This window comes from Clostridium sp. Marseille-P299 (genome assembly GCF_900078195.1).
In the GTDB taxonomy this organism is placed as follows: domain Bacteria; phylum Bacillota; class Clostridia; order Lachnospirales; family Lachnospiraceae; genus Lachnoclostridium.
Window position 1 is genome coordinate 348066 of the sequence record NZ_FJVE01000005.1, and the last position, 14557, is coordinate 362622.

General features: G+C 33.5%; 12 protein-coding genes and 1 other RNA gene. 4 read left to right on the forward strand and 9 right to left on the reverse strand.

Annotated elements, in window-relative coordinates; all coding sequences use genetic code 11:
- Window positions 1-31: 31 nt before the first annotated feature.
- The 4 genes from BN4220_RS03360 to BN4220_RS20205 all read right to left on the reverse strand — a co-directional run bounded on the left by BN4220_RS03360 (window position 32) and on the right by BN4220_RS20205 (window position 4973).
- Window positions 32-1624 (reverse strand): hypothetical protein, encoded by a 1593-nt coding sequence (locus BN4220_RS03360; protein WP_066713594.1) that lies wholly within the window; start codon window positions 1622-1624, stop codon window positions 32-34.
- Between the two features lie 115 nt (window positions 1625-1739).
- Window positions 1740-4079 carry a hypothetical protein gene (locus tag BN4220_RS03365; protein WP_066713600.1) on the reverse strand — a complete coding sequence of 780 codons (2340 nt, stop codon included), beginning with the start codon at window positions 4077-4079 and terminating at the stop codon, window positions 1740-1742.
- Window positions 4080-4411: 332 nt separating this feature from the next.
- Window positions 4412-4673: signal recognition particle sRNA large type (ffs, locus tag BN4220_RS03370), an RNA gene on the reverse strand.
- Window positions 4674-4805: 132 nt separating this feature from the next.
- A complete protein-coding gene (locus BN4220_RS20205) occupies window positions 4806-4973 on the reverse strand; it encodes a hypothetical protein (RefSeq protein WP_197467883.1) in 168 nt (55 codons plus the stop codon).
- 277 nt (window positions 4974-5250) lie between these two features.
- Between BN4220_RS20205 and tadA the strand changes: the two genes are divergently transcribed.
- The 3 genes from tadA (at window position 5251) to BN4220_RS03385 (ending at window position 7318) form a co-directional block, all read left to right on the forward strand.
- Window positions 5251-5733, forward strand: coding sequence for a tRNA adenosine(34) deaminase TadA (tadA, locus tag BN4220_RS03375; RefSeq protein WP_066713603.1), 483 nt, complete (start codon window positions 5251-5253; stop codon window positions 5731-5733).
- 80 nt (window positions 5734-5813) lie between these two features.
- Complete coding sequence (locus BN4220_RS03380; protein ID WP_066713605.1) at window positions 5814-6509, forward strand: anaerobic ribonucleoside-triphosphate reductase activating protein; 696 nt, start codon at window positions 5814-5816, stop codon at window positions 6507-6509.
- Between the two features lie 227 nt (window positions 6510-6736).
- On the forward strand, window positions 6737-7318 hold the full coding sequence (locus tag BN4220_RS03385; RefSeq protein WP_066713608.1) for a GNAT family N-acetyltransferase: 582 nt from the start codon (window positions 6737-6739) through the stop codon (window positions 7316-7318).
- Here BN4220_RS03385 and BN4220_RS03390 read toward each other — a convergent pair.
- Window positions 7301-8866 carry a DUF6128 domain-containing protein gene (locus tag BN4220_RS03390; protein ID WP_066713609.1) on the reverse strand — a complete coding sequence of 522 codons (1566 nt, stop codon included), beginning with the start codon at window positions 8864-8866 and terminating at the stop codon, window positions 7301-7303. The genes BN4220_RS03385 and BN4220_RS03390 overlap by 18 nt on opposite strands.
- 104 nt (window positions 8867-8970) lie before the next feature.
- Window positions 8971-9417: a GatB/YqeY domain-containing protein gene (locus BN4220_RS03395; protein WP_066713611.1), complete on the reverse strand. Its 447-nt coding sequence runs from the start codon at window positions 9415-9417 to the stop codon at window positions 8971-8973.
- 413 nt (window positions 9418-9830) lie between these two features.
- On the opposite strand from BN4220_RS03395, the gene BN4220_RS03400 reads away from it, so the two are divergent.
- Window positions 9831-11681 (forward strand): ABC-F family ATP-binding cassette domain-containing protein, encoded by a 1851-nt coding sequence (locus BN4220_RS03400; RefSeq protein ID WP_066713612.1) that lies wholly within the window; start codon window positions 9831-9833, stop codon window positions 11679-11681.
- Between the two features lie 134 nt (window positions 11682-11815).
- Here the strand turns inward: BN4220_RS03400 and BN4220_RS03405 are convergent, their stop codons facing one another.
- From BN4220_RS03405 to BN4220_RS03415, 3 genes are read right to left on the reverse strand one after another with little or no spacing between them, the layout of a single operon-like run.
- Entirely contained in the window at window positions 11816-12694 is an 879-nt protein-coding gene (locus BN4220_RS03405) for a GNAT family N-acetyltransferase (RefSeq protein WP_066713615.1), read from the reverse strand.
- Between the two features lie 59 nt (window positions 12695-12753).
- Entirely contained in the window at window positions 12754-13626 is an 873-nt protein-coding gene (gene rsmA, locus BN4220_RS03410) for a 16S rRNA (adenine(1518)-N(6)/adenine(1519)-N(6))-dimethyltransferase RsmA (RefSeq protein WP_066713617.1), read from the reverse strand.
- 58 nt (window positions 13627-13684) lie between these two features.
- Window positions 13685-14470, reverse strand: a complete 786-nt coding sequence (locus BN4220_RS03415) for a TatD family hydrolase (RefSeq protein WP_066713619.1) — start codon at window positions 14468-14470, stop codon at window positions 13685-13687.
- Window positions 14471-14557: the final 87 nt, after the last annotated feature.

Sequence of the window (14557 nt, forward strand, 5' to 3'; positions counted from 1 at the left end):
TATGTTACTGCTAGGAGGTATTTTAACTTTCCTATATACGTATAAATCGAATATTCGATGTTGTAAAGCTTCCTGTATGTTCTTTTAATAAAACATTATGTGTTAATAGGTCCTCTTCTTTTAACATGCCTTCCGATGTAAGGGATTCTTCCCCTGATAACTCCAAGCGGAATTTTAACTTCTTATACCTTGCATGTTTTGGTTCTAATAAAAACTTAGCTAGTATGCCTTCAAAAAATGTATCCTGATGCTCCTCAAGTTTTGATAAATCATACTCTTTTTTCTGGCATAGTTGAACAAGAAAAGAATAATAGTCGCTATTCTTAAAAATAACATCAAAATACTTTACCTCTAATATGGCGTTAAATTGTTTTAAATCAAAACTCTCATTGCTTAACAACGTATCAAGTAATGTTTTTACAATACTTTGATAATTGGATTCTAAGCGTTCTTCTTCTATTTCATCATCGTATCGATAGTTTTCCTCTAACTGTTCTCCAATTAACTGTCCTTTTTCCTCTGACTCCGTTTGCCCCAATAAAAGTTCATCTATGGATCCTATATAAAAGCTTTTATTTATTTTCGGCTTTAACAATGGCATCATCAGTGAGGATAAAAATTCTGTATTGTTTTTCTCTTTTGCTTTCTCTAAATATCCGCTAAAATCAAATGCATTTCTTAACCTTGAAAATTTGTATTTAGAAATAATTTCATCGGCTCTTTTTTGGAGTTCCGTACAATCACTTAACAATCTACCATGATTATCAATTGCCTTATTTATCTCCACTTCCAACTCATAAATTTCTCTATATGAGTTTTCGCGATTCACCGGATCTTGCTCTGTATTTGCCAATTGCTCTGTTTTTGCATAAGCTTGGTCAATCAACTGTTTATTCCTTAAAAATGCCTTTTGTTCCTCGTTAAACCACTGGATACCCGTCTTATTAAACTCTTCAAGTGCCTTTACACCCTCAAAGACGTTGTTTCCTAAAATCTGTAATACCTCTTGCTTCCTAAGGCGTAATCGATTTACCTCTCCATTAATTCTTCGGATTACCTCAATTCCACCTCTAAAATTTTTCGTAGTTATCATTTTTTCAAGTAGCAGCTGCTCAATACTAATTCTACTTTCTTCTTTTACTTCCTTGGTTTCTAAGTAAAACTCAATGGCATCTGCTGTAATTGTATAAAGTACAGTTCCATTGCTTAATTTACTATCAATTAATTTCATTCTGGCAGTTTTTCTTTTCTTATCCGCTGGATCAAAATAGTCCATCACAAAAGGTTTTCCATCATTCTTTATCTTGTCGAACATATAGCCTATTAAATCCTTATATTCTTCCTCTGATAAAAAGAGATCAAAATCCCGTTGTAGCGCTTGCGTCATAAAAGATATTACTTCTGCATAAGAAACTTGGCGGTCATTAAAATTATTTTCTTCAATGAAATATCGTAACAACGCCATTGTTAAATATCCTAAATCAAGGAAGGCATATTTTCCTTCCTTGTAATAATTCATCGCAGAATCTTGCAATCGAAAGAAGGGAATAAACTTCTTTAAGTTTTGCATACGATCGTTATGATTTTCTATAATATCCGTAATCATTGGAGAATTTTGAATCATATTTCCTCTCACTAAGCCACCTAAGGTGCACTAAATTTAATAAAAGAAGCTGTTCAAGAAAATTAGAACTGTCGCATATGCACAATCTTGCGACAGTTCTAAAACTGATGTTTACTTACAGTTCTTTGTAAAATTTCATTGTATCAATTAATTCTTGCGTTAACTCAATATTATCCTTTTGCAAAGCATGATATCGAAGTTCAAGCTCATGTATCTTTTTAAATTTATTACGATTATATCTTGCCATTGCCTCTTCAAACAACGGTTGCGTCCTAATTTTATCTCTTATTTGCTTTGAAAATGGACAATAAGTTGCAAGAAGTTCTCTTACATATTTATTTAATTTTAAGGCCCCCATGGCCTCTCCTTTTATCCATGCTTCATAGTCAGACGCAAATATTTCTCTAGAATTGTTTCTATTTCTTTGAATTTGTGATTTTAACTTTTCCTTACGCTCTTCTGATAGCTCTGAATTCTTTTTATAAAACTGAATATAATCCATGTATTCAGAAGTTAAGGATTTCTCCTTAATGTTATTCCATGAGGTTCCTTGAATACTTCTACAAAGTTCCCAACGGAATCGCCCAACCATACGAATCATTACATCATCAAAATTGGATTCAAAAAAGCTTGGGAACATAAATCTTCCTTCACTATCTCTTTTCTTACCCGTGATTTCCTGCCACATAGATCCATTGGTACCAACGGTTGGGAATAGTATAATATCAGGAAATACTTCTTTTATGATATATTCACGTTCAATTCGTTTTTCCTTATCATAATACAAAACCTCACGACAAAAAGCAGAGTAATCAATAGAGATTACTTTATTTAGTGCTTCTTCTACTCTTTGTTTTGTTAGATAGGAACGCTCTAGGCTATTTAAAAACATATCCTTATATAAAATTGGAACAAATGTTGATAATTGACCATTTACAATTCTGTTATTATACAAGAACATATTTTTAATTTCAAACTTTAACTTTTCATTAAGATCAGTGCTCAATCGACGCTCGTCTTCTTCTCGAATCTCACCACGTTTTTTTGCAATCCTAAGAGTTTCATTATAATCCAAATCAAATTCCGTTTTAGACGGCTCCTTTTTTCCTTCATAGATTAAAGTGAGCCATTCTCTTATGCTATAGATATTAAAACGGGATTCCTCTTTTAAATCATCAATCTGGCATAGAGAAAGCAGTTGCTCCTCGGTTAACAAGCGCTCATCAATATATCCATAATTTAAAAATAGCTCCACTGCTTTAGGAATTGATGTTTTACCATAAGAAAGCAAGAAAATGTTCTCATATAGTTCATAAAACGTTTTTGAAATTTCTCGTTTTACTAAGCGCATCGTATCATCAATGGATAATCGGTCGCTTGCATTAATAAAATACTCTATATTGTTGGTAAACGCCAACATTTCTTCTTGCTCTAATGTACTATATCTTAAAATCTTTTGTAAAGATCCCTCTAACTCTTTTAAATAATCGCTGCTATCAACCAACTTATTTTGCTTATTGTGGATGAGAACTTCATTCTCTCCACTAATAAGTGCATAATATAGTTGCTCCATCTTCTCACGATCAATCTGTAAACTACGTCCAACCTTTTCGGTGAAGATTTTATCTACCTTATTAATCTGATCGACGGTTTTATCGATTTCTTCCATAAGGAATTCATTTCTATTCCCTGCTTTATTTAACTTCATAGCCAATATAGCTTCATTTTTAAATAAGCTTTGCTCACCATCATTCATTAAAACATATACTGCATCTTCTATGTATTCCGCTAGTTCCATGCATTCATTCGTAGCTTCTGCTATTAATGTTGATATCTCTTCAATATGACTTGAAACCATGTAGTTTGTATATGAAAAATAGCTTTTTTGAATATCCACAGGAATTTTACTGCTCTCTAGGTAATACTGAAGCTTTTTATTATCTACACTATATTCTGATTCATACAAATAAAGTTCTTCTACCTGAGGCATTGTATTTGTTATAACGCCTGCTCCCTTACCAATTTCAATGTAATTCTTATAATGCGACTTTATAAATGTATATAAAGACATTGTTAAAGAAGACAAGCTTAGCTTAACTTCTATAATATTCTTTAGATAATTGCATAAAGAATAAACGATTAAACCGCCATAGTCTTTGTTTACCTCTAATATTTTATCTAAAATTTTTGCTCCTTCGTTTTCTAACCCCTCTACTGCAAACGTGTAAATAGCTAAATCATCAACAGCAATATAGTCATTTAAATACCGACCTAAATATATATCATTTATTCCAATAAAACATCCAGGAGTAAGAACAGTAAATACTCCTTTACTTCTTGCCATTACACGCCCCTTTAATATCATACAGATATTATCAATCGTACCATTCTGAGCAAATAGAGTTGTACCTTTCACTACTTGACTTACAGTACCCGGTTTTAATTCTATACTCATATCTTTATCCGATACCTTTCTTATCTTAAGATTTAAAAGCCCCTCATAACTTCAACTATTATTATAATCCAAAAAGGAAAGTACGGGAAGATGAAAATGCAAGAATTTTGTATAAAAACACACTTTTTTAAGGCTTTTAGACAATCAGGCAAAGGGCTATCTCCGTTGATAGTACACCAGTCCTATTTAATTTAATACAATAGTCCTATACATTTTTTGGAATTACTAAATATAAAAATTCAACTTCTGTGGTAGTCTTTATCAAAAACAAGAAATACACAAAAAAAATGCCGCTACCCATTGTAACGACATCATTATAATTCTATTTTAATCCGTGCGCCTTGCTTCGAACAATGCTCATAGACGTTACCTTAACAGTTAACTCGGCCCAGGCTCCCTTACGGCACACAAGAGGTTTTGCTTAGTGCTGCTGCATTCCTGCCCTGACACGGTTCACAAATTCCTGTTGCGTAAGACCCAAACGTCAACGCCACTTATTAAGGGCTGCTCTACAACACATTGCCCTAGGCTAGACATCACCCCTGCTGTAGCGGATTGCAGGTACAGGGCACCGCTATCTCCCCGGCTGCACGGAAATTTTATAACCAATTTAATAATATAATATTTTTAATGCATGACTTAGTATACTTTGTTTTAGCTCATATGTCAAGAAAAAGCGTTCACATACAATAGATTCTTTCAAGAGAATTATTACAAATCAAGCTACTATTTTGAATTCTCTTGCATATCATTCGCCTTTTTATGTCCACTCTTTGCCTTTCCTTGTATTTCAGGAACTGGCGGTTGATCATTTTTCTTAATATGCAACTTGTGATTACTCTCTGTTCCATGTGGCTCTTTAGGATCTGGTCTTCTCATACCTGCTTTTGCCATGTAATTACCTCCAATAAAATTTAATTTTATATCTCTGCTTTCAATGCTTTTAAAATAGCCATAAGCTAGTAATTAATATGTGCCATAAAGAGGTATATTATAAGTGTTTATTATATTTTAAAAAATCATTCTATTGGTATATAATTTATTTTTTGAAATTTATATTATACAATAAAGCTTATATACGAAAATTATATTGATTTTCAAGGGCTTGTACGATACCTTTGATAAGTCTATAATAATCAAAAGGTTAATTGATATAAAGGAGTTTACCCAAATGGACGAAATATATATGAAAGAAGCTTTAAAGCAAGCAAAAAAAGCCGCTGCAATTGGTGAAGTTCCCATTGGCTGCGTAATTGTTTATAATGATTCCATTATTGCTAGAGGTTATAACAAAAGAAACACAAAAAAAACGACTCTTGCACACGCAGAAATGATAGCCATTGAAAAGGCTAGTAAACGTTTGGGAGATTGGCGTTTGGAAGGCTGTACCATGTATGTCACTTTAGAGCCTTGCCAAATGTGCTCTGGAGCTATCGTGCAATCTCGCCTTGATAAAGTGGTCATTGGTTCTATGAATCCAAAAGCTGGCTGCGCTGGCTCCGTATGTAATCTATTGCAAATGCAAGAGTTTAATCATCAGGTAGAACTTATCACTGGGGTTTTAGAAGAAGAGTGTACGAATTTATTACAAAGTTTTTTTAAAGAATTAAGGGAACAAAAGAAAAAGGAAAAACTTCAAAATAAAGATAAATAAGGTAAAAGATTGATAAATTTATCGGCACACAGACGTATGCTCATTATGAATGGGCGTTAAAGCGTCAGAATAGAGGTATTATGAAAATTGCTGGGTTACAAAAACTAACGCTTTTAGATTATCCAAAACACATTGCATGTACAATTTTTACGAATGGTTGCAACTTTTGTTGTCCTTTTTGCCAAAATGCACCTTTGGTTTTACATCCTCATGAACAGCCTCAAATTACAGAGCTTGAACTTTTTGATTTTTTAAAAAAGAGAAGAGGGGTACTAGAAGGAGTCTGTATTACAGGTGGAGAGCCAACCTTACAAACTGATCTTATTTCATTTATTGATCAAATAAAAGAACTTGGTTTCTTGGTAAAACTAGATACCAATGGTTATAAACCAAGCATTCTAAAAGAATTAATAGATACAAAGAAAATTGACTATGTTGCTATGGATATTAAAAACTCCAAAGAAAAATATGGTCAAACAATAGGATTAGATTCTTTTCATCTAAACAATATTGAAAAAAGTGTCGAAATATTACTTGTAAGTGATATTCCTTATGAATTCCGTACAACCGTCGTGAAAGAATGTCATACTCCAGATGATTTTTTATCCATTGGAAAATGGTTGCAAGGTGCAAAAAATTATTATTTACAAGCTTTCAAAGATTCTGGAGATTTAATTAAAGGAGGATTACACCCTCTTAGCAAAGAAGAAATGCTACATATCAAAGACCTGCTCACTTCTTATATCCCACAAACTAGCTTGCGTGGGATTGATTAGATATACCGAATCAATTAGATCTGCCTAGTTAATTCGATTGTGTAACAAATTATACAGTTCAATTTAGGCAGCGTAATAATTTAGACAGCGTAATAAATTAATACTTTAAACAGTATAATGCTTTAGACAGTATAATGCTTTATACTTACGCCTGATTAATTAATTATGCAGGCATAATTAATTTCTAGAAGATACTTACGAATGACAGAAACTAGGAGGACACTTCCATGCAATTTATCTATAATACCCAGCGTTTAACGCTAAAGCTTTTAAATGAAAGTGCTGCTCCTATGGTACTGGATTTTTATAATAAAAATAAAGCTTTCTTTTCCCCATATGAACCACTACAATCCACAGAATTTTATACAATAGCTTATCAGGAAGCTGCACTTAAAGCAGATAATCTGCTGTTTTTAAGGGCAAGCTCCCTTCGCTACTATTTGTTTGAGAAAGGCAATGAAAACCATATCATTGGAACAATATGTTTTTACCATATTTACCACTTACCTTATGCCACCTGTAAAATAGGCTATCGTCTCGATAAAGATTCTATAAAAAAAGGATATGCATATGAGGCACTAAGCTATCTTATACCTATTTTGTTCCATGAATTAAACATAGATCGTATTGAAGCTGATATTTTACCAAGTAACACTGCTTCCATTCAATTCATAACTAAATTAGGCTTTACCTATGAAGGAATATCTAGAAATAGCTGTGAAATCGCTGGAAAACGAGAAAACCATCTTCGTTTTTCTTTATTATCAAACGATCCACTCCCAACCTTTCATTTAAAAGTTAATCGTTAAGTACCAATAACCAAATTCACCTTCTCTAAGATTCCTACGCTTTGCAGATTTAAAATATTCAAAACCAAATAACCTAGCCATATATTTTTCACGTGCATTATAAACACCAGGAACCATGAGTAAATACAAACACCCATTTCTAGTTTGCTTTTTCGCAAACAGCAAATGATGATAATTGTTATAACCATGAAGTAAGAAACTATTATTACCGGTTCCCCAGTGCTCCATTGGTAATAAACCGATATCTTTGGGTTCTATTTTAACACATTCTGCGATTTCACCATCTTCAAAAGGATAAACTCGTGGAAATCCGTTTAATATTTTTCTTGCTTCAGGGGTGTCTCTCCAAGGGAATATTTTATTTGTATTTGCTGGCGCTTGCTGATTAATTGCACCAAAAATGCCTTGATTCTCTATTGGAACACCTGTAGCTGCAGCTGCTAGCCCAGGTATAGAATGCATGTCGGTTCTCCTATTTGGAACATTCCTAGTCTCTTGTTCTGATGCATTCATAAGTTCTTGTTCTAAGAATTCCTGAGAGAATTCCCCTGATATATTATGTACTTCTTGATCTAGTGCACTTTCATATTCTTGTTCAAAAGTATACTCATTTTCTTCCTCTCGTGCATTTTCATCCATTTGATTTAATGCATCTGCATCTTTTTGCTGTTGTGTATACTCATTCTCCTCTAATACACCATCCTCTTTCGATTGCTCTGATAAAGTATTATCAAATAAGCCCGCATCTAAATCCAATTGTGAATCTTCTGTTTCCGAAATTTTAGAGGCCTTTTCATCAAAAAAGACTGCTTGTTCGGAGAATTCTTCCGAAGCTTTTTCCCCTACAGCCTCGGTCTCTGAATTACTATCATCTAAATCCTTTAACTTATTAATATTTTGTACAATTTTAGAAGCTATATTTTTAAAGAGATCTAATTCAGATGACTTAGAAGAATCCAAGTTATTCTCAAGCTCTAATTCTAATTCATTGTTAATTTTAGAGTCACTTATAACCTCAGATGCTTTTTCCTTTTGATTATCGTCTTGCATCTTAGGTAAATCTTTTGGTTCATTTTCTACAATATCTACCTGCTCACTTATAGGTTTTATCTGTGATATCTTAGTAGCCTCATCGGAGGCCTTCTTAGTCTTTAAAGATTCTATACTATATAATTCCTCACTAGTTAGTACCATGTCATTCCAATCCGATACAACACACTTTGTAGGATTATAGTATAAGATAAATCCATCCAATTCATGAAATTCTAGCCCTGAATCTCCGATATGACTGGTAACTGTCTGTACCTTTTCATCTACCAACCCATTTGCCACAGGTATCTCACAAAGATAAGTAACTTTTAATCCTCCACGAATTCGCTTGTAAAAATACAATTTTAAAGCATTTCCAGAAAAGTTTGGTACTTTTATATTCACCTTTACTTTCAGCTCATTTCCAAATACCTCAACTCTTGCATGACCCACATTTTGCTTTTTCGTTCCTGACTCATAATTATATGCATACGTAATTAAGCGTTTGTAATCAGCCATATTACTCCTCCCTTGCGCTTTATTTAGCGTTCAAATCAAACTGCTCGTCTTATCGAAATATATGACTGTGTTGGGAGTAATATGACTAAAATTGCTTATTACTTTTAAGAAAACATCTTAGCTACAAGTTCGTTTACCATCTTGCCATCTGCTTTTCCTTTGACTCTTGGCATAAGTTCTTTCATAATCTTTCCTTTATCACTTGCTGTAGGATTTGAGATAGAAAGTGACTCTAAAACCTCTTTAATAACTACCTTTACTTCCTCTTCATCCATCGCTTTTGGTGCAAATTCAGATAATACATTGATGCGGAAGGTACATTCTTCAATAATGCTAGTACGATCCGCTGGTGCAGAATCCAAAGTCTCTTTTAGTTGCTTAATTTCTTTTAAAATAACAGTATTTTCTTCTTCCTCTGTTAAATCTGCACGTTTATTAATTTCGAAGTTTTTTAATGCTGTTAATAACGCGGAAAGTGCATCCTTTCTAGCTTTATCACCAGCTTTCATTGCTTTCACCATCTCTGCTCTAACTAACTCTATTTTCGACATATTTCCTCCATTCCGTCGCCATTAGCGACATTCAATTTCTTAATAAAACCTCACTATGAGTCTTTTATGGTAATCGTTATTTTCTTTCTTGCCTAATATAGTTATTATTTCCATAAAGCACTATATCAAACCTTTTCTACCTAAAACATAATTTTAAGCCTTCGCTCTAGATTTTCGAATATATTGCGGTGTACCTATATTGAATCGCCACTCTAAATTCCAAAAGTAAGCATATGAATAACATAATTACATCCAATAATTATAGCATAAGAAACACCTTTTTTCCATGATTACCACCAACCTGATATTCCCAATCCACTAATGCTGGCTATCTCCCCTTTGCAATCATATACAAAATAGTGTAGAATGTGCACTATACAAATCGTAAATTCTATATTTAGAAAGAGGTATTTATGAACCTGTTAACAATGGAAAACATCAGCAAGAGCTATACCGAGCGTATGCTTTTTATAAATGCAAGTTTAGGAATTAATGATAACGACCGGATCGGAGTAATCGGAATTAACGGTACCGGTAAGTCAACCTTACTAAAGATGATTGCAGGCCTTGAAGAACCTGATACTGGAACAATAACGAAAGGTAAAAAGGTTAGAATTGAATATTTACCACAGGTACCAGTATTTGACGAGAAACTTTCCATTCTTGAAAATGTAATTCAGGGAAAAACCGCGGAAGAATCTTATCGCAACTTAGAGGGGGAAGCTAAGTCCATGCTCACTAAATTAGGACTTTCAAACTTTGACGAATCTCCTAAGTTTTTATCTGGCGGACAAAAAAAGAGAGCAGCGTTGGTTCGAACTTTATTAACACCAGCGGAAATCTTAGTTTTAGACGAGCCAACAAACCATTTAGATAATGAAATGGCCGAATGGTTAGAGGACTATTTAAACAAATATCGTGGTGCATTTATTATGATTACTCACGATCGTTACTTTCTTGATAAAGTAACAAACCGAATTATTGAAATAGATAAAGGAAATCTTTATAGCTATCAGGCGAACTATTCAAAATTTCTTGAACTAAAAGCCCAACGAGAAGACATTGAAATGGCTACAGAGAGAAAAAATAAAAGTTTATATCGTGTTGAATTAGAGTGGATGATGCGTGGCGCAAGAGCTCGTTCTACAAAGCAAAAAGCCCATATCCAACGTTTTGAAGCTTTAAGAGATAGAAAAACCATTGAAGAAGATAAAAGTGTTGAAATATCTTCTGTATCTACTCGCTTAGGAAAGAAAACCATCGAATTAGAACATATTTCAAAACAATTTGATAACAAAACGTATATCGAGGACTTTTCCTATATCTTTTTACCAGGAGACCGTATTGGAATTATTGGTCCAAATGGTTGTGGAAAATCCACTTTGCTAAAAATAATCACAGACAAGCTAACACCAGATCAAGGACAAGTGCATACTGGTAGCACCGTTAAAATCGGGTATTTTTCTCAAGAAAATGAAGCTTTAAATGAGCAACAAAGGGTAATTGATTATGTGAAAGATACAGCAGAATTCATTCAGACCGTGGATGGTGTAGTAACAGCTTCACAGATGTGTGAAAAGTTTTTATTCACAGGCGCTATGCAGTACTCACTTATATCAAAGTTATCCGGTGGTGAAAAGCGCCGACTTTATTTACTTAAAGTGTTAATGGAAGCTCCTAATGTATTAATACTAGATGAGCCTACCAACGACTTAGATATACAAACACTTAGTATTTTAGAAAGCTACTTAGAAAACTTTGATGGAATTGTTATCACAGTTTCTCATGACCGTTATTTCCTAGATAAGGTAGTAGATAGAATCTTCTCCTTTGAGGGCAATGGTTTAATTGTTCAATATGAAGGTAATTTTAGTGATTACAAAGAAAAAAGAACAAGTGAGGAAAGTTATCCACAATCAGGTGGCGCAAATGGTTCCTCTATCAACAATAAAGCAGCCGATGACCAAGTTTCTGTGGATACAGAGTCTAGCAAAAACACTTGGAAGCAACCAAACAATCGTCCAAAGTTTAGCTATAACGAGCAAAAAGAATATGAAACCATCGATGAAGATATTAGCAAGCTAGAACAAACCATCGCTGAGCTAGAAGAAAATATTGCAAAGTCCGCAACAGAATACTCCAAACTAAATGCTCTGATGGAAGAGAAAGAGCAATGCGAACAAAAGTTAGAAGAGAAAATGGAACGCTGGGTATATTTAAATGACCTAGCCGAACAAATACAGGCCTATAAAGAGAATCGATAAGTTATTATTTCCTACAAAGCCATAGTAATCTTCTATTTATATAAGCATACGAATTAAAAATACCACTGATATTAAAGAGGACACCCTCCTAAAAAACAGTGGTATTTTTATTTAACTATATAATCTTTTATCTATTATAATATTTCAATTTTATAGCAATCTAACTGGTCTTTCACTTGAAATCCGTGTTTTTTATAAAGATGTGTAGCGACTTCATTATAACTACTAACATGAAGAATTATTCTATAAATTCCATCTTCCTTTTTGGTTAAAACCTCGTCATATATCGCTCTTAACAAAGCATTTCCATAGCCTTTGCCTTGATATTCCTCACAAATTCCCACGTCAAAAAGAGTAACTGCGCTTCCTCCATAAAAGAGGCTAAAAAATCCGACTGGTTCCTCATTATCATATGCAATATATGTTTTTAATCGTGGTTCTGAAATTGCATCTTCAAAACGCTCACCAGCTTCATCCTCTGACATCTGAAATAACGGAATCATATGTTTTGTATAAAATTCTTTTTGTTCTTGTTTTATTTCATGTAAGGTAACTACCTTTGATATATCCTCTGCCGCTTTCATTCCATCTAATAATGACAATTCCATCTGATACTCAGAATATAAATACTCTGCACCTACTGATAAAATTGCTTTCAATGATCCTTTATCAAAAGGTCTTTGAAAAATGAATACTTCTGAAACATCGCTTTTTTTGCACTCTTTAAAAGCCGCTTGTACTAGTTTTTTAAAAACTCCTCTGCGTCGATACTCTGGGTCTACAAAAGCATTCAGTTCAATATCATTGTCATCAATATTTGTTAAGGCTAAAAAACCCTTTAATTCCTCTTCATAATATAAATAAAAACACTTAAGATTCTTTGTTGTGTTACCGTTTGTTGATAAGTATACCGTTCTTTCTGACTGATCTAAAGCATTGCATTTTTCTTCTAATGCTCGAATTTCTTCTCTATAACGGCCATTCAAACGATGTAGACATTTTATATTCCCCATGTTTGTTTTCCACCGAAGCCTCTCTTATTTTGTCTATATTCTTTATCTGTTATTAGCTGTTAATTCTTTAAACGTGAAAGAATATCTGTTAACCTTGCAAACTGTTCTAACGTTAAGGCCTCTCCACGTATTGTAGCAGGAACTCCTAACTCCTCTATCGCCTTTTCTATCATTTCCTTTGAAAATGATAAATCTTGTGAATTATTTAATCCATTGGCCAAAGTTTTTCTTCTTTGATTAAAGGACGCTCTGATTAATTTAAACATAAGGTGTTCATCTTTTACCTTAATTGGAGCATCTTGATGTAAGGTTAAGCGTATCACCGCAGATCCTACATTAGGTCGTGGCATAAAGCAATTTGGTGGTACATTCGCTACGATATATGGGTCTGCATAATATTGTACAGCCAAAGACAATGCTCCATAATCTTTACTTCCTGGTCCTGATTGCATACGATCTGCTACTTCTTTTTGTACCATGACCGTAATATTTTCAATTGGAACATGAGCTTCAAAGAGCCCCATAATGATTGGAGTTGTAATGTAATATGGCAGATTTGCAACTACCTTGATTGGTTTACCACCATTCTTTTCCTTCACTAATGCATTGATATCTACTTTTAAAATATCCTCATTAATTATCGTCACGTTATCATACATTGATAACGTATCTTCTCTTAAAATAGGTATTAAGTTCTTATCAATTTCAACCGCAATAACTTCTCTCGCATTCTCACACAAGTACTGCGTCATAGTACCAATACCAGGTCCGATTTCAAGCACCATATCATCTTTCGTAATATTTGCTGCTTTTATTATTTTCTCAAGTACGTGAGTATCAATTAAAAAGTTCTGACCGAATTTTTTTTGAAACATAAAATGGTACTTGTTTAAAATCTCTATCGTATTCTTAGGATCACCTAATGTTGCCATGCACTACCTCATTTCAATATTATTCTCTATTTTAATGTGAGTAAAATAATCACACGCTTTATTCCATACCATATAACTTCTTTGCATTTTGATTTGTTATATTTATTACTTCTTCCTTTGTTATATCTTTAATCTCAGCAATTTTTTCTACAACATAACTTAGATTTAAGGAAGAATTCCTCTTACCACGATTTGGTTCAGGGGAAAGATAAGGACAATCTGTTTCAAGAACAAGTGATTCCATAGGAATTTCTTTCACAACTTCTTTTAATTTCTTTCCATTCTTAAATGTAACTACTCCACCAATACCTAGATAAAATCCCATTTTGACATATTCTCTAGCTATTTCTATTCCATAAGAAAAACAATGAATTACTCCTGTAAATTTCTTATTATGCTCTAGGGCATATTGTTTTGCCTCTTTCATTATTGTAAGTGTATCTTCCGCTGCATCTCTACTATGAATTACTACTGGCATTTCTAAATCAATTGCTAAGTAAAGTTGTTTTTTAAACCAATATTTTTGAAGCTCTCTCTCTGGCGTATCCCAGTAATAATCAAGCCCTATTTCACCAATTGCAACGATCTTAGGTAGACTTGTCTGATCTTTTAGCCACTGAAAAGATTCTTCAGTAAGTTCGCTGGTATCACTTGGGTGAACGCCAATTGCTCCATAAACGTGCTCATATTGCTTCGTTAACTCTATGGTACTTTTGGATGACTCAATACTCGCCCCAATATTAACTACGGTCTCTACCCCGTTGTCCTTAAGCTGCTCTAACAATTCATTTCTATCTTCATTAAATGCTTCATCATCATAATGCGCATGTGTATCAAATATCATATTAACCTCTCAATCCGCTTTATAGCGGTCAAACTGCTTTGTATAAACTTTTACTGCTCAAAACGCAATTGCTCTTTATTATAAGGC

Bases quoted from the DNA above. Each gene is read 5' to 3' on its own strand.
- BN4220_RS20205 (WP_197467883.1), bottom strand. From the start codon at position 4,973: ATGGCAAAAGCAGGTATGAGAAGACCAGATCCTAAAGAGCCACATGGA.
- BN4220_RS03390 (WP_066713609.1), bottom strand. From the start codon at position 8,866: ATGGCTGATTACAAACGCTTAATTACGTATGCATATAATTATGAGTCA.
- BN4220_RS03380 (WP_066713605.1), top strand. From the start codon at position 5,814: ATGAAAATTGCTGGGTTACAAAAACTAACGCTTTTAGATTATCCAAAA.
- tadA (WP_066713603.1), top strand. From the start codon at position 5,251: ATGGACGAAATATATATGAAAGAAGCTTTAAAGCAAGCAAAAAAAGCC.
- BN4220_RS03385 (WP_066713608.1), top strand. From the start codon at position 6,737: ATGCAATTTATCTATAATACCCAGCGTTTAACGCTAAAGCTTTTAAAT.
- rsmA (WP_066713617.1), bottom strand. From the start codon at position 13,626: ATGGCAACATTAGGTGATCCTAAGAATACGATAGAGATTTTAAACAAG.
- BN4220_RS03405 (WP_066713615.1), bottom strand. From the start codon at position 12,694: ATGGGGAATATAAAATGTCTACATCGTTTGAATGGCCGTTATAGAGAA.
- BN4220_RS03415 (WP_066713619.1), bottom strand. From the start codon at position 14,470: ATGATATTTGATACACATGCGCATTATGATGATGAAGCATTTAATGAA.
- BN4220_RS03365 (WP_066713600.1), bottom strand. From the start codon at position 4,079: ATGAGTATAGAATTAAAACCGGGTACTGTAAGTCAAGTAGTGAAAGGT.
- BN4220_RS03395 (WP_066713611.1), bottom strand. From the start codon at position 9,417: ATGTCGAAAATAGAGTTAGTTAGAGCAGAGATGGTGAAAGCAATGAAA.
- BN4220_RS03360 (WP_066713594.1), bottom strand. From the start codon at position 1,624: ATGATTCAAAATTCTCCAATGATTACGGATATTATAGAAAATCATAAC.
- BN4220_RS03400 (WP_066713612.1), top strand. From the start codon at position 9,831: ATGAACCTGTTAACAATGGAAAACATCAGCAAGAGCTATACCGAGCGT.